Annotated in this window: 13 protein-coding genes; 8 read left to right on the top strand and 5 right to left on the bottom strand. The window is 66.5% G+C overall.

The window, feature by feature from the left end; genetic code table 11:
* Positions 1 to 388 precede the first annotated feature (388 nt).
* The 4 genes from CHB99_RS28935 to CHB99_RS28920 form a co-directional block, all read right to left on the bottom strand.
* Positions 389 to 1,063: a class I SAM-dependent methyltransferase gene (locus tag CHB99_RS28935; RefSeq protein ID WP_042129924.1), complete on the bottom strand. Its 675-nt coding sequence runs from the start codon at positions 1,061 to 1,063 to the stop codon at positions 389 to 391.
* A gap of 24 nt (positions 1,064 to 1,087) precedes the next feature.
* On the bottom strand, positions 1,088 to 1,753 hold the full coding sequence (locus CHB99_RS28930) for a M24 family metallopeptidase (RefSeq protein WP_042129926.1): 666 nt from the start codon (positions 1,751 to 1,753) through the stop codon (positions 1,088 to 1,090).
* A 207-nt stretch (positions 1,754 to 1,960) separates the two neighbouring features.
* On the bottom strand, positions 1,961 to 2,500 hold the full coding sequence (locus CHB99_RS28925) for a YbhB/YbcL family Raf kinase inhibitor-like protein (protein WP_377698816.1): 540 nt from the start codon (positions 2,498 to 2,500) through the stop codon (positions 1,961 to 1,963).
* Positions 2,501 to 2,546: 46 nt separating this feature from the next.
* Positions 2,547 to 3,851 (bottom strand): MFS transporter, encoded by a 1,305-nt coding sequence (locus CHB99_RS28920; protein WP_042129928.1) that lies wholly within the window; start codon positions 3,849 to 3,851, stop codon positions 2,547 to 2,549.
* A gap of 352 nt (positions 3,852 to 4,203) precedes the next feature.
* On the opposite strand from CHB99_RS28920, the gene CHB99_RS28915 reads away from it, so the two are divergent.
* From CHB99_RS28915 to CHB99_RS28880, 8 genes are all read left to right on the top strand, one after another.
* On the top strand, positions 4,204 to 9,330 hold the full coding sequence (locus CHB99_RS28915) for an AAA domain-containing protein (protein ID WP_042129930.1): 5,127 nt from the start codon (positions 4,204 to 4,206) through the stop codon (positions 9,328 to 9,330).
* Between the two features lie 2 nt (positions 9,331 to 9,332).
* Positions 9,333 to 10,637, top strand: a complete 1,305-nt coding sequence (locus tag CHB99_RS28910) for a hypothetical protein (RefSeq protein WP_042129932.1) — start codon at positions 9,333 to 9,335, stop codon at positions 10,635 to 10,637.
* Positions 10,634 to 11,359 (top strand): HNH endonuclease signature motif containing protein, encoded by a 726-nt coding sequence (locus CHB99_RS28905; RefSeq protein WP_052419557.1) that lies wholly within the window; start codon positions 10,634 to 10,636, stop codon positions 11,357 to 11,359. Before CHB99_RS28910 ends, CHB99_RS28905 begins: the two co-directional genes overlap by 4 nt.
* Positions 11,356 to 11,820 carry a hypothetical protein gene (locus tag CHB99_RS28900; RefSeq protein WP_141137355.1) on the top strand — a complete coding sequence of 155 codons (465 nt, stop codon included), beginning with the start codon at positions 11,356 to 11,358 and terminating at the stop codon, positions 11,818 to 11,820. Before CHB99_RS28905 ends, CHB99_RS28900 begins: the two co-directional genes overlap by 4 nt.
* Positions 11,821 to 11,948: 128 nt before the next feature.
* On the top strand, positions 11,949 to 13,271 hold the full coding sequence (locus tag CHB99_RS28895) for an alginate export family protein (RefSeq protein WP_042129936.1): 1,323 nt from the start codon (positions 11,949 to 11,951) through the stop codon (positions 13,269 to 13,271).
* A gap of 60 nt (positions 13,272 to 13,331) precedes the next feature.
* Positions 13,332 to 15,017 (top strand): arylsulfatase, encoded by a 1,686-nt coding sequence (locus CHB99_RS28890; protein WP_042129941.1) that lies wholly within the window; start codon positions 13,332 to 13,334, stop codon positions 15,015 to 15,017.
* A gap of 183 nt (positions 15,018 to 15,200) precedes the next feature.
* Positions 15,201 to 17,420 carry a tetratricopeptide repeat protein gene (locus CHB99_RS28885; protein WP_141137354.1) on the top strand — a complete coding sequence of 740 codons (2,220 nt, stop codon included), beginning with the start codon at positions 15,201 to 15,203 and terminating at the stop codon, positions 17,418 to 17,420.
* Between the two features lie 69 nt (positions 17,421 to 17,489).
* Positions 17,490 to 18,824 (top strand): hypothetical protein, encoded by a 1,335-nt coding sequence (locus tag CHB99_RS28880; protein ID WP_042129943.1) that lies wholly within the window; start codon positions 17,490 to 17,492, stop codon positions 18,822 to 18,824.
* On the opposite strand, the gene CHB99_RS28875 is transcribed toward CHB99_RS28880, so the two are convergent.
* Positions 18,757 to 19,239 carry an OsmC family protein gene (locus tag CHB99_RS28875; RefSeq protein WP_042129945.1) on the bottom strand — a complete coding sequence of 161 codons (483 nt, stop codon included), beginning with the start codon at positions 19,237 to 19,239 and terminating at the stop codon, positions 18,757 to 18,759. The genes CHB99_RS28880 and CHB99_RS28875 overlap by 68 nt on opposite strands.
* Positions 19,240 to 19,639 lie beyond the last annotated feature (400 nt).

Raw genomic sequence — 19,639 nt, 5'->3', positions numbered from 1 at the left:
GCAACGCTGAGCGATTCAACCGCCGGATGCGGAAAACCGCACGTCCGGTGGTGTGGGAGGGGTGACGGGCTGGTCCCGTCACCTCGACCCAATCAGTTTGTTGCAACGAACCTATGTCTGATAGACCGCCATTGACCGCTTTGTGTGGTCGACTCGATATCGAGTCGAACCCAGCAGCCTCCCCGCAATACATCGCCGAAAAAACAAAGGCTGACAACCCAAACCCCACAGGCCATGGTGCGTTGCAACAAACTGTGGGAGCGAGCTTGCTCGCGAAGCGCCGCGCGGGCGGCGCTCGATCTCATAGGCGCTGCAAGACTCAAGACAGGCACCTAGCGGCCTTGATGCGGTTCCCCCGGATACCCACACCCACCACAGACAACCCCACTCACCCCACGCCGGCCACGAGCAACAACGAAGCCGGCCTGCCCGTGATCGGATGCAGCGGCTCGCCGATGCCCTGCAGACGAAAACCGCTGTCACCGAGCAGCGTCACCCAGCTTTCCAGGGTGCGGAAGTACCAGGGCGCCGGATCGCTGAAGGCCGCGTCGAAACCTGCCCAGGAACCTTCGCGCCAGCCATCGGCATAGGGGCCATCGCCACAGGCGACATGAGGATGCAGGGTCTGTATCAGCAGATGGCCGCCGGGGTTCAGCACCTGCGGCAGGCTGGCAAGCAGGTGATTCAGTTCTTCGGCGCCGAACAGGGAAAAGTTGCACGCCACAAGGTCCACCTTGCGCGCCGGCGGCCGCAGGCTGAACGCGGCATAGTCCAGGCAGTCGTAGTCACCCGCCGGGTCGGCGGCCCGTGCGGCGTCCACCAGGCTGGCGGTGGCGTCCACGCCCCAGGTGCGGATGCCCCAGGCGAGCAGGGCGCGACACAGCCAGCCCTCACCACAGCCCAGGTCGAGTACCGTGCGCGGCCGTTGCGCATCGATGGCGGCGAGCAAGGCGCGGTCGGTGACCAGGCGCCGGCTTTCGATCTGCGCTTCGCGCACGGCGCTGATCCAGGGATCGGCATTGGTCTGCCAGCTGGCAAGAATGCGCGCGTCTTCGTTGGCCATGATGTCCTCCGCGCCCGCCGGCCTTCAGGCCAGCAGGTCTTCGTAGAATGCCCCGTACGGTTTGCTCGGATGGGCAATCTGGATTTCCAGGATCCACAGGCCTTCATTGGGTTGCCCGGCGAAATCGCCGAGATCGCCAGCGCGGTAGATGGCATGGGGGAAGTCGCTGACGCGGTGGCCCTTGATGTCGAGGTTGAGTGTCCAGCCCATCGCTTCGGCCTGGTGATTGGCGTAGTCGTACAGCTCGACACCGCTGCAGCCGCTGGCCCGCCAGTGCGCCTCGACACGCTGGTACAGAGTCTTCGCCGCCGCCGCGCAGGCGATCATCTGCGGGTCGTCGCCGACCGTGAAGGTGGCCCCGGCGTCGCCTTCATGGCCTTTCCAGACGATGCCCACGTCGATGAAGAAGATATCGTTCTCACCCAGTAGCGGGTCGCCGTCGGAGCGCTGGTTGAAGCCTTTCAGGGTATTGGCGCCGAATCGCACCAGCAGCGGGTGCCAGATGCGTTCCATGCCCCGTTCGGCGAGGAGCTGCTTGCCCAGTCTGTTCGCTTCGCTCTCGGTCATGCCCGGACGGATCACCGCGGCGATGGCGTCCACGGCTTCCCAGGTACGGGCCTGGGCGTATTTCATCAGGTCCAGCGCGTAGTTCGCGCCGGTGGCTTCCTTGGGGTACACGGCGGTGGTCATGGGGCTCTCTTCTGTGAGGGGCTCGAGGTGGGGTGGTTCGCTGTACAGAATTGTATATAGCGATGGTGAATTGCAATGAATAGTTACACCTGCGCCGCAGACCCTGTGGGAGCTGACTTGCCAGCGATGAGGCCGGCCGAAACAACGGGGTTGTCAGATCTGGCCAATCGCTGGCAAGCCAGCTCCCACAGGGATCGCAGTGTGTCTTCAGTGTCCGTACAAGCCAATGAGGCTCATCCCTCCCAATGCATGCCCCTGCAACGCCTTCAGCAAGCCCTCCCGGTCCAGCCCCTCGGGCAGGCTGCCGGGCGCCAGATCCGTGGCGATCAGCGTCAGCGCATAGTGATGGGGATTGTCCCCGGCGGGCGGGCAGGGACCGCGGTAGGCGGCATCGCCGCGCACGTTCCTGCCAAGGGTGAAGCCCTCGCTGGCCCCCTCGACCAGTTGCCCCTTGGCCGGATCGATGTTGTAGGCCACCCAGTGCGACACGCCCAGGCCCTTGGCCCCGTCCGGATCGAACATCAGCAAGGCCACCGAGCGGGTGCCCTGCGGCAGGTTCGACCAGCTCACCTGTGGCGACATTTGCTTGCCCTTGCCGCAATGGGCATCAGGGCCAATCTGCGAGAGTGCAATGCGCCCACCGTCGTTGAACGAAGTGGAGTGGATCGACAGCGGCGCCGCCTTCACGGCGCCGGTCAGGGCCAGCAGCGCGACCGCGCCTGCCAGCGAAGGGAATCTGTTGCGCACGGCGGTTCTCCTTCGAATGATCTCCGGGAACCGCAGTGTAGACGCCTCAGTCGACGCCAGCGCGAGGCGTCGGCGGGTTGACCGCGTGCTCGCCCATGTCCACCGGCGGATGCTCCTGGGCGGCATGCCGCAGGTCGTCGGTCACGCGCAGTTCGGCGCCGGTCGGCGAGAAGGTCGCCGAAGGCACGAACGGCGCCGGATTGGCCGGCACCGGACGCTTGCCGCGACGCCACAGGAAGAAGCCGACCATGCTCAGGTTGATCAGGGCGAACGCCCAGAACAGACCGTCCTGGCCGTAGCTGTTCATCGCTGGCGAGATCGCCAGCGGGCTGAGCGCCGAGCCCAGCGAGTTGATCAGCAGCATGCCCTGGATCATCGGCACCAGCGCTTCCACCGGCGCGCGGTCGGCGGCGTGGCTGACCGACACCGGATAGACGGCGAACACGCCACCGCCCAGCAGGAACAGCATCGCTGGCAGCAGCACCGAGCTTGGCGGCAGCAACAGGATGATCACCGACAGCACCACGCAGAGCAGGCCCAGGGCGATCAGTACGTCCTGACGGTCCTTGCGGTCCGACCAGCGGCCCACCGGGTATTGCAGGAGCATGGCACCGAGGATGACCCAGGCCATCATGCGGCCCACTTCGCCGACATCCAGGCCGATCCGTTGCAGGTACAGCGGCAGCAGGGTGTACACCGCGGCGATGGCCACGCCGGAACCGAAGCAGCCGACCAGGCCGGTCGGGGTGACGCTGAGCAACTGCCGTGGCCGCAGCGGCTCGACGTGTTCGAGCAGCGGCGAGACCCGCGGCAGGATGACGATCGGCAGCACCGACAGCGCCGCCAGCATGCCGGCGACCATGAACGGCGCGGTGCCGCCCCAGCCGGCGATTTCGCCGAGGGCCGCCTGGCTGAGCACGCCGGCGCCGTAGAAGGAAATCATGTACAGCGCCAGCAGGCGGCCGCGGGCCTTGGTGTCGCCGGCCATCAGCAGCCAGCTCTCGATCACCAGGAACACCCCCACGGTGGCCCAGCCGTTGATCAGGCGCAGCACCATCCAGCCCCAGGTGTCGACGAACAGGCCCTGGGCGAGGATGGTCACCGCGATCAGCGAGGCGAAGCTGCTGTAGGCGCGGATATGGCCGATGCGCAGGATCAGGCGGTCATTGAAGATCGCGCCGAGGGTCAGGCCGATGAAATAGGCCGAAGAGACGAAGCCGATCATGGTGGCCGACTCGCCGGCTTCATCCAGGCGCAGGGTGGTCAGGGAAGACAGGAAGCCATTGCCCAGGGCCATGATGAACAGGCCGAGCAGGGGTGCCAGCGCCATCGCCAGCAAACGCGGAGACATACGTACCTCAAAAGTCGATTGAATAGCGGACAGACACCCTCGGGACGCGCGCGCATGTCAGCCGGACCGTTGCGGACCGGGGCTGCTCATTTTGTTGGGGTTGTCGCTGCTCGATGCGATGAGGCGAAAAAGGGCGGCGAATTCTACTGGGTTTGTGGGGGCCGCCGACAGCTGCCGGAGGGTGCGGCGCAGTGTCGCAGGCGCGTCTTCGGATCCTGGTCCGCACCTTGGCGATACGCTGGAATGGCTAGGTGATATCATTCGCGCCCCGCGTCGTTGAGCGGGGCGCCAGCTGCCGCGCGGACTCCAGGTCTCCCGGCTGGTGCAGGAGAGGTTTTGCCCGGGAACAGGAATGTCGAACAGCAAAAGCAAGGCGCCAGCGGAAAACTCGTTGAAATATGCGAGTCAGCTGGCGAAGAAGCACGATCTGCAACTGAGTGCTGAGGCACAGGCAACCCACACCGCCTGCAGCACCTTCATCGACGAGTGGAAAGGCGTCACGGAGAAGGAGTGGCGTGCGCTGAAGAAGGAGCTCGACGCGCTCTGCGACCATCTGCCGGGGCTCGTCGGCAGCGAGGACCGGCGCAAGGCACAAGGCTCGATCGTCTTCGCCCGGGAGCTGCGCCGACGCTGTGTCGAAGAGCACTCCCCGACGTTGCTCGCCGCCCTGATCGACGACATGCCCCAGGTGCCGCCCGGACTGCTCGCGCAAACCCTTGCCCTTGACGATCCCGAGGCGCGCTTGCGGCATCTGCGCGAGCAGACCAGGAACCGGATCGGCTTCGCCCGTATCCACCCCGACAGCCTGGACAGCGTCCAGGAAAAGTTTCTTGCCTACTGGATCGAGGGCCTGCAGAGCACCGCGTTCGATGCCCTCGGCAAACTGGAAAACTGTCTGGGCAAGCAGCCTGACTTCAACAGCCTCGGGGCCTTGCTGGAGGCCCTGCGGCATATGCCGGTGTCGCGCCTCAAACTCGATGACCGCAACCCGCCGGTGCGTACCCTGGTGCTCAAGCTCGTCCAGGACGGCAAGGACCCGGTGGTCATCGCCACCTTGCCCCTTGCCGCCCTGGAACAGGCCGACAAGAACGGGCCGGGCCATCGCTGGGAACTGGCGGCCAGGGGCGCACCGGCGTTCAATCGTGAACAACTGGGGCCTGCGGCACGTATTCCGGGCCTGCTGCTGGAGGATGTCGAGGGCTTCGATGCCATGGTGCGCCGGCACCTTGCCGAGGCGCCCGAGTCGGTCGATCTGCAGGGCGCGCTGAGGCTCTGGGACCATGCCTTCGATACGCTGGTGGAGCGCTGGCCAAGCAAGGGCGGAGCGGGCCTGGCGGGTTGGCTGGCGCACTTCCGTACGCTGGCCGGGCAAGCGCGGCGCCGGGCCGGGCGGGAGGGCCAGGAGGGCGACAATCCGGATTATGTCTGGCAAGTGGCCAGGTGGCAGGCCGTCTTTACCCTGGTCGATGGCAGCGCGGTTTCCGGTGCCAGTGCCGCGGTGTGCAATGCCTACCGGCATTTCCTCGATGCCGGCAATGACCTGCCCGCGCCGCGCCGTGCCCTGTTCGACAGCATCGCTACGCTGGCGCCTGGTCGCCAGCGCAGTTTCGTGATCGACGAGGTCGCCGCGGATACGCGGCGGATCATCGCCTACTTCGGCCACATGGATTCGCGCGACGAGCAGCGGCCCGGCCAGCGCAGCGCCTACCCGCTGGACCCGGCGCAGCGCGATGCGCTGCTGGGACTGGCGGAGACCGGGAATGGCGAGGTCCTGGCTGTCAATGGGCCGCCCGGTACCGGCAAGACCAGTCTGCTGCGAGGCGTCATCGCCAGTGCCTGGGTGCAGCCGCTGCTCATGGCCCCCCGCGGCACCGCCCCGCAGTGCCCGGTCATCATCGCCTGCGCGGCGACCAACCAGGCGGTCACCAATGTCATTTCCAGCTTCGACGAGACCCCGGGCATCGCCCTGTTCGACGCCGAGGGCCAGCGCCTGCCCGGCAGCCAGGTGTCCGTGGAGAGCCGCTGGCTGCCAGCGCTGAGCTCCTATGGCTGGTATGCGCCCGCCAGCCTGAAGAAAGAGGGCGACGACGAAAAAGCCGGCAAGCCGAGCCTCGACAACTACCAGGTCATTCACCGCACGCGCCCCAACGATGCCTGGTCCTTCCATGGACGCAGTGCGGGCCTGCAGGGTTTCGACCTCGATCTGCTGGAAGACGCCTGGTTGCGCTGCGCCAGCGAGTACCTGGGCAAAGCCCATGCTGTCGACAAGGCCATCGAGCTACTGCGCCGCTCGGTGCTGAAGCGGATCGTCGCGATGGGTGAGGTCGAGAAGGCCGCCCGGGCCTGGCTGCAGAACGTGCCACCGTTGTATGCCGAACCGGCCTGGGACGATGGGCAGGAGCGCCAACTGCACAGCCTCGACACCCGCCTGAGCAGTACCGAGCTGGCCTGGCAACGGCTGCTGCACAGCATCGACAGCCTGCGCCAGCAGGCCGCGCGCCTGGCCAGCATCAGCCGCCAGCGCGACGATCTGGCGCGGGTCGTCGAAACCGACGCGCCGCGCCAGCCGCAACTGCTGGAGGCGGTCGTGCTGTTCGAGCAGGCGCGCCAGCGGGTCGTGGCCTTGCAGCAGGCCAATGTGCGCATCGGCCAGTGGCTGCAACGTCCGCCGGAGGCGTTCGCGCGGCGGGTATTGCGCAGCCTTGGCCTGGACAGCGAGAACAAGGAACTGCAGGAGCTGCGCCAGTCGTTGCGAAGCTGGGGCATCGCGGTCGCCGACGACGCAGGCCTGCAGCAGTGCCAGTTACATGTCGTCGCCCGTCTGGGCGGCGAAACAGCGAGCCTGCAAGCGCTGGCGACGCGAGTCATCGCGCTGGAACTGCCATTGCTGCTGGCGGACAGTTGCGCGGACCTGCTCGCAGGCGCTCCCGACGTCCTGCCAGAACCAGCGCTGCTGGATGCCTGCAGCGTGCGGGTGCAGAGTCTCCTGCAGGCGCAGTTGCGCGAGCAGGCGCCGCTCGAAGCCCTGCGGGGGCAGATTCAGCGCGAGCACAGCGCGCTGGAGCAGCGTCGGACGGCCTGGCTGGAACGGCGCGAGGCCGCCGTGCAGGCGCACGAGGGGCTGCATTCGAGTCTGCTCGCGCTTGCCATCGCGCCGGTGAAGATTGTCGCCAGCGTCGGCAGCAACCTTGACGACAGCCCCCTCAAGGCCAGCCTGCAGGCCGCGGAAGACGCGTCGGGGCAGCAGGCTTGCCAGCGCGCGTTGCTCAAGCGCATCCAGGACCTGCTCGACACCGAGGTCCGTTCGCAGCTGTTCCATCTGGCGGCGCGCTACTGGGAGGGTCGTTACCTGCTCCAGCGTCGCGACGAACAACGCCAGGCACGGGACGATGCCGCCTGGCGGCCGTCCAGCGCGCAACAGTTGCGGACCTTGGCCATGCTCGCCCCGGTGTTCGTGGTCACCGCCTTTTCCGTGCCCAAGTTGATGCGTAGCCGGGTGTCTGCGGGCGCAGCGGGCAGCAGCGGCTACCTGTTCGGCGAGGCCGACCTGCTGATTGTCGATGAAGCCGGACAAGGCAGTCCGGAAATCGGTGCCGCGCCGTTTCTGTTCGCTCGCCGCGCGATCGTCGTTGGCGACGTCGAGCAATTGGAACCGGTATGGTCGATCAGTGCCGGGGCCGACGGCGTGCACGCCAGCCATTACCGCCTCGACGCCGAGCTCCCGGCGTCCGACAGCGCCGGGCAGGGCGCCCTGCAGCGCCTCGGCGAGTCGGGCAACCTGATGTCCAACGGCAGCGTGATGCGCATGGCACAGCGCGCGTCATCCTGGCGCGACCCGCGTTTCGAGGTGTCCGGCCTGACCCTGACCAACCACTATCGCTGCCTGAAACCGATCATCGAGGTCTGCAACAGTCTGGTCTACCACGGCGCGCTGGTACCCGCGCGCAAGGAGCCAGCGCCGGAAAGCCTGTTCCGCCCGGAGTTGCGGCGTCTTGGTTACCTGGTGGTCGAGGAGGTTGTGGACAGCCGCAACCCCGGCGGTTCGCGGCGCAACCGCCAGGAGGCGCAGTTGATCGCGGCCTGGATCAAGGAAAACGCCCAGGGCCTGCTGCGCCACTACGACCCGCACGGTGAAAAGGGCCTGCGCCTGAGGGACGTGGTCGCCGTGGTCACGCCGTTCACCGGCCAGATCAAGGAAGTGCAGCACGCCATCGCGCTGGCTTTCGGCGCAGCGCATTTCGATCCCAAGGACACGACGCAGCCGTGGCACGACATGACCATCGATACCGTGCATTCACTGCAGGGCGCGGAAAAACCGGTGGTGCTGTTTTCCATGGTCGAATCCAGCCAGCCGGCCGAGGCGCAGTTCTACGACCGCGGCAGCAACCTGATCAACGTCGCCATTTCCCGGGCCAGGGATCTGTTCATCACGGCCATGAGCCAGGCGGCGGAACACCATGCGCGTCACCTGAAGGCACCGGTGAAGGCCAGCGACTACCTGTGGCAGGCCAGCGTCCAGCACGGCTCGCGCCTGAACGCACGGCATCTGGTGCTGGTGGAGTCGCCGAACAAGTGCGAGGTCATCCACCGTGCCCTGGGGCGCTCCATCGAATGGGTGGTGGCCGCGACACAGGGCAACATCACCTCGCTCGCCGCTGCTTCCAGTTGGTCGATCGCCGAGGCGCGGGAGCCGCAATGGCAGGAACCGACGCCGGTGGCGGAGAAGACCCTGGCCCGCGTTGCGCAGCTGTGGCCCGGGCTGCAGAGCCTGTACCTGGGCACCGACCCGGACGCCGAGGGTGAGCAGATCGCCTGGCAACTGCTGCGCCTGCTCAAGGAGAAAGTCGCCAGTGCGTCGCTGCAGGGTTCGCCGGCGATCCGGCGCATGCGCTTTCATGCCCTCGACGAAGCGGAAATCAGGCGGGCGCGGGATGAGGCCGGAGATGGCCTGGATGCAGGGTTGGTGAAGAGTGCGTTGACCCGTGCGCTGCTCGACGAACTGATCGCCATCGAGTACCCCGGGCGCCTGGCTGTCGAGCGCGGCGAGGCGGGCTACGCCAAGGGTGTGGGACGCTTGCAACTGGGGATTCTCGACCTGGTTCGCCAGCGTGCCGCGGACTCTCTTGCGCAGCGGGTGCGGGTGGAGATCGTGGTGGACGAGGGGCAGCGTCTCGAAGGCGGTTTGCTGCCCAAGGGCGACGATCCGGCGCGCGAAGAGATTCCCGCGGTGTCCGCGGACAAAGCCCGCAGCTACGCCAGCACCTGTCAGGAGCGCCTGAAGGACGCGCATATCCGTTCCCTGAGCATCCGCCGCGAGATACGCCAACTGCCGGCCTATCCGGTGCTGAACACGGCGCGGGTGCTGGAACTGGCCTGGCGTGCGCAGAAGCTGGAGCCTGCATTGGCCATGGACGGACTGCAGCACCTGTATGAAAGCAAAGTGACCACGGGCGACGAGCCCGGGCAGGGAGACGCCTGAACATGACCGGGATGAATGAATCCGCGCATCCGATGATCGAACCGCTGGACTACGCGATGACCCCGCAACGTGCCGCCGAGCACTTGTCCGGCGACCCTCTGGCCCTGTATTCGCTGATCTGGCGCGGTGCCCTGGCCACGCAGGTCGAGGGGCCGGTGCTGGTCAGCACGGTGATCGACCTGGTGGCAGGGCCTTCGGCTACCCCTGGTGCTGCCGATGTGCGCCTGCGCATCCACGGCCTGGATCCGCTGTGCAGCGCAGAAGACGATGCCAGCTGGGCCCGCTTGCTGCCGGAAGAAGTCCTGCCCATGGCCCGCCAGGAGGGCCTGCGCGGCAATCCGTTGCCGGATGCGTTGCGTGACGCCATCGAGGCGCTGGGCCCGGGCCTGCTCGATGGCGAAGGCTGGCGTTGCCACGACGATGCCGCCTGCATGGCACTGCGCCCGCTGTTGCCGGCGCCGGCGACGTGGCGGGTGTCGACTGTCGTCGATGAGCCGGGGTATGGCTTCGATCGCTTGCTGCGCGATATGGCGAGCGGCGATGTCGGACGCCCCTCGACCTATGCCGACGGGATCGAGCGGACCTTGAACAACGACCTGCTGAGCGCGGGCGAGGCGTTGCAGGTCGCGCAAGGCGGCGCGCAGTTGCTGGCGCGGATCGATGAACTCGCGGCACGGGAATCCGGCGCGCAGCGGGTCGATGCCGAGTTCAGTCGCGACCTGGGGCTGGCGCTGTCGGCGATCGAAGACGACCCGAGCCTGGCCGGGGCGACCCTGCTGCGCTTTGCCCAGCGCGCCCTGGGTATCGATGCAACGGCGCTGGCAGCGTGGCTGGATGATCTGCAGATCGACGGCGAGAGCCTGGACGCCGCCATGGCCCGCGCCGCCAGCAGCCTGCCGGCGGCCGACAGCTGGGACGCGCAGACGCTGCCCGCGGGCCTGGCGCCGCAACTGTTGTGCAAGGAGCCAGAGGCGCTGTTGAGCGCCCGCGAACAGCTCGATCGGCTGCTGGCCGATGCCGACATGCCGGGCTGGAAGGCCTTGAACAATCGCCAGCGTGCGGCCAGGCGCCTGCACCTGCTGAGCCTTGGCGGTTCACTGCGAGCCTGGCTCGAAACGGCGGCGCGTGACCTGTTGCTGCGCTGGTGGATCGACCTGGCTCCGCAGGAGCGGGCGCTGCTCGAGGAGGAGGTGAGTGGCTGTCCGGCGCCGTCGGCAGGCGATCGGCAGACGCTGGCCGAACTGGTCGCGAGCGTCGTGCGGGCGCTGGCCCTGCCACCGCTGCATGACGAGGAGCTGCCGGCATGATTTCCTACCCCCGTACTCCCGCCGAACTGGCCGCGTTCCTGGCCAACGGCTACGACGCCGCACTCGACCTGATCCGCCAGCAGAAGGCCAGGGTCAACATCGTCCAGTTTCTCCGCGCCTATCTGAAGAAGCCGGCCAACCCCGGCGTGCTGCCCCAGGCCAACCGCAAGCTGCTGAGCTGGTTCAAGGATCGTCAGGCCAGCGGCAAGCCTGATGCCGCCATCGTCTACCACTGCTCCGGGGTGCGCATGCTCAATGGCTTCACCATTGCCGAGGTCACCTATACGCGCAAGGCCAACCGGGCCCTGTACCGGCGCGAGCGCAAGGATTTCAACAAGATCAAACCGGTGTGGATCCGCGATGTCGCGGTCAATCGCCGCCAGGACCTGCTGGCCGCCGGTCTCACTGCCGCCCAGGTCGATGCCATGGCAAAGGATGGCAAGCCGCCGAGCGGTTACCAGTTGCACCATCGCTTGCCGCTGGACGACGGTGGCACCAACGATGCGCAGAACCTGATCCTCATGCGCAACGATGTGGAGCATCGCGCGGTGCATGGTCGCTACAACCCTGGCGAGAACCTGATCCACAAGACCAGCCATGGTCAGACGGTAAGCGTGGCCATGCCGATTCCGCCGCAGGGTGCGGTGATCTACCCGGACCCGTCCCGGCAATGGGTGGCCGAGCGCGTCCCGAGCCTTGACCTTTACGAGATCTACCAATGAGCGATAACCCTGTGAGCGACGACCGCATCGAGCGCTATGTCCGCCTGATGACCGACTACCTGCCCGCCAACCAGCGACCGCAAGGCTGTGCCCCGGCACTGCTGGAGCGGGCAGCGCAGCAGTTTCGCCGGGAGTTCGGCAGCGAACTCCCGCAAGCCTGCCTGCGGGTGCTGCGGGTGGCCGATGGCGTCGACCACAACGGCCTGACCCTCTGGCCCGTGAATCACCGTGGCTTGCCGTTTCGTCAGAACCTGTTCGAAGCCAACCGCGACCTGCGCGACAGCTTCGACGAGGATCTGATCTATCTGGCGCAACTGGACGAAGAACTCTACGTGTACGACACCCGTTCCCAGGAGTACCAGGCGATCGAGATGGTCGGCCTGCCGGTGTGGGAGCAGTTCGCCAGTGCCGAGGAGATGTTCCTGTTCCTGCTCGAGCGGGCCTGGGGCGAGGCCATCTGACGACGCGCGCTGGCAGGGACCTGCAACTCCCCGGCACTGAGAGACAAGAAAACCTGACCATTCAAATGAGTTAATCCCCCTCGATCCAGATGGATCAGATCCTTACGACAAGAACAAAGGGGATTGATGTGAAAAGGTTTCGCCACGGCTCATTACTGGCCGCGGCCCTCGGCGCCGTTTCTTCCGGCGCGTCGGCCCACGAGCTGTACTCCACCGCGGACACCACGCTGAAACTGAACGTCCAGGGCGCCCTCGGTTTCTTCCACAGCGACGAAAGCTACAACCAGGGCGGGCCCATCGCGCCCGGCTCGGTGGCCTGGCAGGAAGCCTTCCTGCGCTACGGCCTGAGCGGCAACACACGCTTCCCGGCCGCCGGCAATGCCTCGCTGTACGGCGAGTTCAACCTGGTCAGCAACGGCACCTGGGGCGACGGCGATGCCGCCGGCTACACCGATGGCAGCGAGCGCCGCACCGCGGTGGACCGCGCCTACGCCGGCTGGCGCTCCGGCGACCTGTTCCCGGCGCTGGGCAAGGACGGCGTGGATTTCTCCGCCGGCAGCCAGAAGGTCAAGGTGGGTGACGGTTTCATCATCAACGGCGACGGCCTCAGCGTCGGCAACAATATCGCCGACGGCAGCGTCGATCGCGGCGGCGCCTATTACCTCACCGCGCGCAACGCCTTCGACCGCACCGCCTGGCTCAAGCTCGGCGGTCAGCAGGGCTGGCGCGGCGAGCTGATCTGGGTGAAGTCGGACAACGAACTGAAGGCCAAGCCGGAACTGGGCATCGGCGTGCTGGAGCATGTCGCCCCGCAGGGCACCGTCGGCCTCACCTACGTCAAGGGCCTGGGGGTCGACGAAAAACTCGCCAACCCCTTCAGCGCCCAGCGCGACGGCCTGAAGATCACCAGTCTGCGGGCCCAGGGCAACGCCGGGGTCAAGGACCTGTTCCTGTCCTTCGAATACGCCCACGAAGACAAGCGCCTGGGCGACGAGCATGCCTGGTACGCCGAAGCCGGCTGGACCTTCTCGGATGTCGCCTGGCAACCGCGCCTCGGCTATCGCTACAGCCGCTATTCCGAGGACTACGACCCGTTGTTCAGCGGCTTCAGCCGCGGTTACGGCACCTGGTTCCAGGGCGAGGTGGCGGCCAACTATGCCGGGCCGTTCCAGCGCAACGCGGCCATTCACATGCTCAGCCTCGGCTTGACCCCGCACCCGGACGTGGCCATGGGCGTGCTGTATTTCGACTTCTCCAGCCTCGACCGCAGCCAGGGCGACCTGGCCGCGAAGGAGCTGAACCTGTACCTGGACTGGACCGTCGGTCAGTTCACCATCAGCCCGTTGATCGGCCTGTACAAACCGGAGAAAAGCGCGGAGCAGGGCGGCTCGCAGCAGGGCAGCGACGACCTGAACCTGTACAGCCAGATGGTGGTTTCCTTCACCTTCTGATGACTTTTCCCGGGTGCGCGACTTCCCACTCTTATTCCAATTACAACAAGGACATACCTGATGCGTATTCCCTTCCTGCCGGCGACCCTCGCCAGCGCCGTCGGCCTGGCCGCAGCCGTGGGGCTGGTCCCGGCCCAGGCGGCTTCCGTGGACCCGGCCAGGCCGAACATCCTGCTGGTGGTGGCCGACGACATGGGCTACGGCGACCTGGGCAGCTTCGGCAGCGAGATCGACACGCCGAACCTGGATTCCCTGGCCGCCTCCGGCGTGCAACTGACCAACTTCCAGGCCATGCCGGCCTGTTCGCCGACCCGCGCGGCACTGCTCACCGGCGCCGATCCGCACCAGGTCGGGCTGGGCAACATGGCCGAGGAAACCGCGCCGAACCAGGAAGGCAAGAAGGGCTACGAGGGCTACCTCAACGACCGCGCCGTGACCATCGCCTCGCTGCTGCGCGATGCCGGCTACGACACCTACCTGGCGGGCAAGTGGCACCTGGGCAGCAGCGCGCAGACCGGGCCGGACCAGCGCGGCTTCGAGCATTCCTTCAGCCTGCTCAGCGGTGGCGCCAGCCATTACCCGGACATGAAACCGGCCTACGCGCCGACCCCGGATGCCAAGGCACCCTACGCCGAGGACGGCAAGCGCCTGGACAAGCTGCCGGCGGACTTCGGCTACTCCTCGCAGTACTACGCCGACCGCATGATCGACTACATCGCCGCCGACAAGGACAGCGGTCGGCCGTTCTTCGGCATGCTCGCCTTCACCGCGCCGCACTGGCCGCTGCAGGCGCCGGACGCGGCTATCGAGAAATACCGCGGGCGCTATGACGCCGGCTACGACGTGCTGCTCGACGCGCGCCTGAAGAAACAGAAGGAACTGGGCATCATCCCGGCCGATGCCGAGGCGGCGGCGCGCTCGCCCAAAGGCAAGGCCTGGGACAGCCTGAGCCCGCAGGAGCGCCAGCGCGAGGCGCGGGCCATGGAGATCTACGCGGCGATGATCGACCAGATGGACGCCAACAGCGGCCGGGTCTTCGACTACCTGCGCAAGAACGGCCTGTACGACAACACCATCGTCATCTTCATCTCCGACAACGGTGCCGAAGGCCACGACCTCGACGAAACCTGGCCGGCGGACCTGTTCCCGAAGATCCGCAAGGTGATCGACGAGACCAACGATTTCAGCTACGAGCACATGGGCAAGCCGGGTTCCTACACCTTCCTCGGGCCGAACTGGTCGCGGGTGGCGGCGCCGACCCTGAGCCTGTTCAAGGGCTTCCCCACCGAGGGCGGCACGCGCACGGCGGGGATCGTGCGCATTCCGGGGGTCGATGCCCATGGCAAGCAGCTCGATCAGCTGGTCAGCGTCAAGGACTTCGCCCCGACCCTGCTGGAGCTGGCGGGGGTCAAGCATCCGGGTGAGCAGTACAAGGGCCGCGAGGTGGTAGCGATGACCGGCACCTCGTTCCTGCCCTTGCTCAAGGGGGCCAGGGCCGCGGAGCGCACCACCGGCGGCGAGCTGTTCGGCAAGCGCTTCGTGCGCAAGGGTGACTGGAAGCTGGTGCATATGCCCAAACCGTGGGGCAATGGCGAGTGGCAGTTGTTCGACCTGGGCCACGACCTGGCCGAGCGGCATGACCTGAGTGCGCAGCAGCCACAGAAGGTCGCGGAACTGAAGCAGGCCTGGGACGACTATGCCCGGACCAACCAGGTGATCCTGCCGGACCAGGTGAGTGGTTACTGAGCCCGACACACCACGCTGTAGGAGCTGGCTTGCCTGCGAAAGGACTGTAGGAGCTGGCTTGCCTGCGAAAGGACCGCAACGCGGTCCCGATTGCAGTGTCACCGGGGACCGCTGCGCGGTCCTTTCGCAGGCAAGCCAGCTCCTACGGGCCCTTTTCGCAGGCACGCCAGCATGCAGATGCCCATGAAATATCTCATCCCGATACTTTTGCTTCTGGTGACCCTGGCCGAAGCCGAGCCTCGTCCTCCGGGATTTCGCGATGACGGCGATTATGTTTCCCAGGACCGCTGCACGGCCTGCCACACCCGGGAGGCCGCCGCCTGGGCCACTTCCCACCACAGCTGGTCCCTGCGCGAAGCCCGCCAGGGCAATGTCCTGGGCAATTTCGACAACGTCGAGTTCGCCGACCCCAGCGGCGTGCGCATGCGTTTCCTGCGCCAGGGCGAGCACTACGTGGTCAACACCGAAGGCGAGGACGGCCAGCGCGCCGATTTCCCCATCGCCTACACCTTCGGCTTCGACCCGCTCCAGCAATACCTGATCGAACGCCCCGGCGGCCGCCTGCAGAGCCTGACCGTGGCCTGGGACAGCCGTCCCCGCGAAGCCGGCGGCCAGCGCTGGTTCTCCCTGTACCCTGGCCAGCGCTTCAGCCCCGACGACGCCCTGCACTGGACCGGGCGCTACCAGAACTGGAACGCGATGTGCGCCGACTGCCACTCCGGCAACCTGCGCAAGGGCTACGACGCCGCCAGCGATACCTTCCAGACCACCTGGAGTGAAATGGCGGTGGGCTGCCAGAGCTGCCACGGCCCGGGCCAGCGTCATCTCGACTGGGCCGCCGGCACGGCGAAAGAGGCCGGCAACAAGGGCCTGGCGGTCGATTTCCACGATCCCGCCAAAGGCTACCTGGTCGAGCAATGCGCCCGCTGCCACAGCCGCCGCGAAACCCTTGGCGCTGGCAGCCAGCCGGGCCAACCGCTGCTCGACGCCATGCGTCCGGTGGTGCTGTCGCCGGGGCTGTATCACGCCGACGGGCAGATGCTCGACGAGGTCTTCGAATACGGCTCCTTCACCCAGAGCAGGATGTACGAGAAGGGCGTGACCTGCAGCAATTGCCATGAGCCCCACTCGACGCAACTGCGCGCCGAAGGCAACGACCTGTGCAAGGCCTGCCACAACCCCGCGGGTAATCCGCGCTTCCCCAGCCTGGGCAAGAAGGACTACGACAGCCCGCGGCACCATTTCCATCAGGCTGGCGCGCCCGGTTCGCAGTGCGTCGACTGCCATATGCCGCCGCGCACCTACATGGGCGTGGATGCCCGGCGCGATCACGCCCTGCGCATTCCCCGGCCCGACCTGGACGGCAAGACCGGCGCTCCCGACGCCTGTACCACCTGCCACAAGGACAGGAGCGCGGACTGGGCGGCGCAGGCCATCGAGGGCTGGTATGGCCCGTCGGTGCGCGATACCCACTACGGAGAAACCTTCGCCCGGGCCCGACGCCATGATCCCGCGGTGATCCGGGACCTGGCGCAACTGATCGAAGACACCACCCGGCCCGACATCGTCCGCGCGACTGCCGTCGAACTGGGTGGCGGTTATGGCGCCGGGCTGCAAGGCAGTCTGCTCGCGGCGTTGCGCGATGAAAGCGCGCAGGTGCGCCTGCAGGCGGCGCGCGTCATCGAAGGGCAATCGCCAGGGCAGCGTCTGCAATACCTGCTGCCACTGTTGCGCGACCCGAGCCTGGCCGTGCGGGATCAGGCCGCCCGCGGCCTGGCCGATGCGCAGGGCGCCGGGCTGGACACCGCGGACAAGGAGCGGCTGGGCGTACAACTGGCGGACCATGAGCAGCGCCTGCTGGCCACTGCCGATCTGCCCGCGACACGGCTGAATCTGGCGCTGTTGCTGGAGCGTCAGGGGCGCGTCGATGCGGCGATCGTTCACTACCGACAGGCGTTGCAGCAGGACGCGCGCTATGTGCCCGCGCGTACCGCGCTGGCGCGTCTGTTGCTGGCGCGCGGGCAGGGCGAGGAAAGTGCGCAGCTGCTGCGCGAAGGCCTGCGCCTGCAGGCGAACGAGCCGCAACTGGCCTGGGCGCTGGGCCTGCTCCTGGCCCAGCAGGGGCGCAACGACGAAGCGATCACCTGGCTGCGCCAGGCCAGGGGCGCCCGTGCTGCGTACAACCTGGGCCTGCTGTTGGAGCGCATGGGGCGCTTCGACGAGGCGAAGTCGACGCTCCTGGACGGCTTGCGGCAAGCGCCGGACGACGCCGACCTGCGCTTCGCCCTTGCCTGGCTCGCGGTACGCCGGGGGGAATTGCCCGAGGTCGGCCAATATTGCGCCGGGTCGGCTGATCCACGCTGTCAACGATTGCTGCAGTCGATACGTGGCAACGGCAGATAGAAATATCGTTAACGCTGCTGCCTCACGGGTCGATAAGGAGTGGACCTCTTATCTGCATTTGGACTGTTCATGCTTGAAAGCGTTTGTGCGTTGCCGATCTGGCAGCCGTTGTTCTGGGTGTTCATCGCTGCCGGAATCCTTGGCTGGGCCTGGAGCGTTCTGTATGTGTTCGTGCCTGCGGTCGACCCGGAATTCGCCATTCAACCCACCCCGGGCTTGTTGAAACTGACCGGTATCGTGAGCCACCCGGTCGTCGTATGCATGCTGATAGCCGGCACCTTGACGCTTGTGGGTGCCTTGCTCAGTGTCCTCCTGGCCATGGTGTCGTATGAGCAGTACGGCAACCCGACAATCTGGCGCAGCCTGCGTCCGCTGCTGGGTTGGGGGGCATTGCTGGGCGCTGCTGCCACGCTCGTTCACCTGTGGCGTCGCTTCACCAATCGCTACTATCGCGTTCTTCTCCAGAGAGGGTTGCGCAAGTTCACCTGTGCACTGCTGGGCCGACTGTTCGCCTGCATCCTGGCGGTCGGCAGCACGCTCGTGGCGGTGGCGACCGTCAAGGTGGCTGGTGTTTCGCTGGAGATCAACAAGGTGCCGGAGGCTTGCCTGATGCTTCTCGCCCTGCTGGCCAGCCCGGTTTTCTACTATCTGGTACTGGGGCGAAAAGGCCCGGGGCTGCCCTTGGGCCATGGTCTGAGCATCACCATTGAATCGGCGCCGCGGATCGATCCCGTGCCGTCGAGCGCTGTCCTGTGCTTCCACGTGAAGGGGCGATTCGACAAGCAGCGTCGTGAAATCACAGAACGGCTGGTAACAACGGTTCAGCGCGTCGGTCAGACCTCCTGTGATCATGATTTCGTCTTGAAAAGCTGGATATTTGCCGAGCACGACGTGCAAAAGAGCAAGCACGTGGCGAGGTTCCGGATCTGGATGGCGCGCATCCGCACACTCTGGATCTGCACGCTGGTTCAAGGATTGCTGGTCGCTGCCTTGCTCTGGAGCGACAAGGGCAACGAGTGGGCGCGGGTGTCGGCGGAGCAGTGGGGGCGTGTCGCCGTGCTGCTGGCGATCACGCTGCCCGCGCTGGTCCAGATGATCCGCTACACCGTCTTCGCCAAGCGCACGATGAAGCACATCTGCATCAGGAGCGACGCCGCGCCTGGCGAATTCGCCGAGGCCCTCGCTGCGGAGATAGAAGGGCGCGTGGCGAATTATCGAGCGCTGTTGATCCGCCCGCGTCCGCTGTCGATTGCTCATCTGCTCTTCTTGAGTCTGAGCAGTCCACGGGTGGTCATGAGCTGCAGTGGCGCCGAGTCTGGCCTGATTCTCCGGCGTGTCAGTCCTGCGCAGCCAGCAGCAGCCGCGGCTCATGCGCTACCGGAAAGTTCACCGACCGTGCGATGAAGCACTTCTGGTGCGCCAGGTGATGCAGGGTGCGGGCCTTCTCCAGGTCCGCGCCCGCCGCCAGGGTCACCCGCGGGCGCAGCAGCACCGAGGTGAACTGGCCGGTCCCGTTGGGCTCCTCGACCATTTCGCCTTCGGCGTGGTCCTCATAGTTCAGCACCACGACCCCTGCCTCGGCGCACAGACCGAGGTACCAGAGCTTGTGGCAGGCCGACAGCGAGGCGAGCAGCAGGTCTTCCGGGTTCCAGCGCGCCGGGTCGCCGCGAAAGGCCGGATCGGAGGAGCCTTCGATCGCCGGCTTGCCTTCGGCCTGGATCAGGTGGTCGCGGCTGTAACCGCGGTAGGAGGCGGTGCCGCTGCCCTGGTTGCCGGTCCAGGTGACGGTGACGGCGTAGTGGTGGGATTTCTCGGCCATGGGGATTCGTCCTGAATGGGCTGGGAATGGCCGAGGTTACGCCGGCTCGGCGTGCGGTGGAACATGCAGGGCGGGAAGCTGCTGAGTGCGCGGATGCAACATCTGGCTGGGCATTTGGGGTGTCGCTGATGACCTCATCGCTGCTTGGGTATCTACACATCTTCGGAGGTTTGTCGGGGGAGCGCATGAAGGCCGCGAGGCGCCTGTCTTGAGCCTTGCAGCGCTCTGAAGATCGAGCGCCGTCCGCACGGCGCTTCGCGAGCAAGCTCGCTCCCACAGTTTGTTGCAACGCGCCATGGCCTGTGTGAGCTGGTCAACTTTTTCCGGACACCGCAATGTGGGAGCTCAGGCTATCTGCCGCTCATACCGGTTGGGCGGTAGATAGCCCAGGGTCGAATGC

This window comes from Pseudomonas japonica (assembly GCF_900188455.1).
Classification (GTDB): domain Bacteria; phylum Pseudomonadota; class Gammaproteobacteria; order Pseudomonadales; family Pseudomonadaceae; genus Aquipseudomonas; species Aquipseudomonas japonica.
Note: the sequence above shows the minus strand (reverse complement) of the source record. Positions and strands in the feature narration are given on the sequence as shown.

Bases quoted from the DNA above. Each gene is read 5' to 3' on its own strand.
- CHB99_RS28935 (WP_042129924.1), bottom strand. From the start codon at position 1,063: ATGGCCAACGAAGACGCGCGCATTCTTGCCAGCTGGCAGACCAATGCC.
- CHB99_RS28930 (WP_042129926.1), bottom strand. From the start codon at position 1,753: ATGACCACCGCCGTGTACCCCAAGGAAGCCACCGGCGCGAACTACGCG.
- CHB99_RS28920 (WP_042129928.1), bottom strand. From the start codon at position 3,851: ATGTCTCCGCGTTTGCTGGCGATGGCGCTGGCACCCCTGCTCGGCCTG.
- CHB99_RS28915 (WP_042129930.1), top strand. From the start codon at position 4,204: ATGTCGAACAGCAAAAGCAAGGCGCCAGCGGAAAACTCGTTGAAATAT.
- CHB99_RS28910 (WP_042129932.1), top strand. From the start codon at position 9,333: ATGACCGGGATGAATGAATCCGCGCATCCGATGATCGAACCGCTGGAC.
- CHB99_RS28905 (WP_052419557.1), top strand. From the start codon at position 10,634: ATGATTTCCTACCCCCGTACTCCCGCCGAACTGGCCGCGTTCCTGGCC.
- CHB99_RS28900 (WP_141137355.1), top strand. From the start codon at position 11,356: ATGAGCGATAACCCTGTGAGCGACGACCGCATCGAGCGCTATGTCCGC.
- CHB99_RS28890 (WP_042129941.1), top strand. From the start codon at position 13,332: ATGCGTATTCCCTTCCTGCCGGCGACCCTCGCCAGCGCCGTCGGCCTG.
- CHB99_RS28885 (WP_141137354.1), top strand. From the start codon at position 15,201: ATGAAATATCTCATCCCGATACTTTTGCTTCTGGTGACCCTGGCCGAA.
- CHB99_RS28880 (WP_042129943.1), top strand. From the start codon at position 17,490: ATGCTTGAAAGCGTTTGTGCGTTGCCGATCTGGCAGCCGTTGTTCTGG.
- CHB99_RS28875 (WP_042129945.1), bottom strand. From the start codon at position 19,239: ATGGCCGAGAAATCCCACCACTACGCCGTCACCGTCACCTGGACCGGC.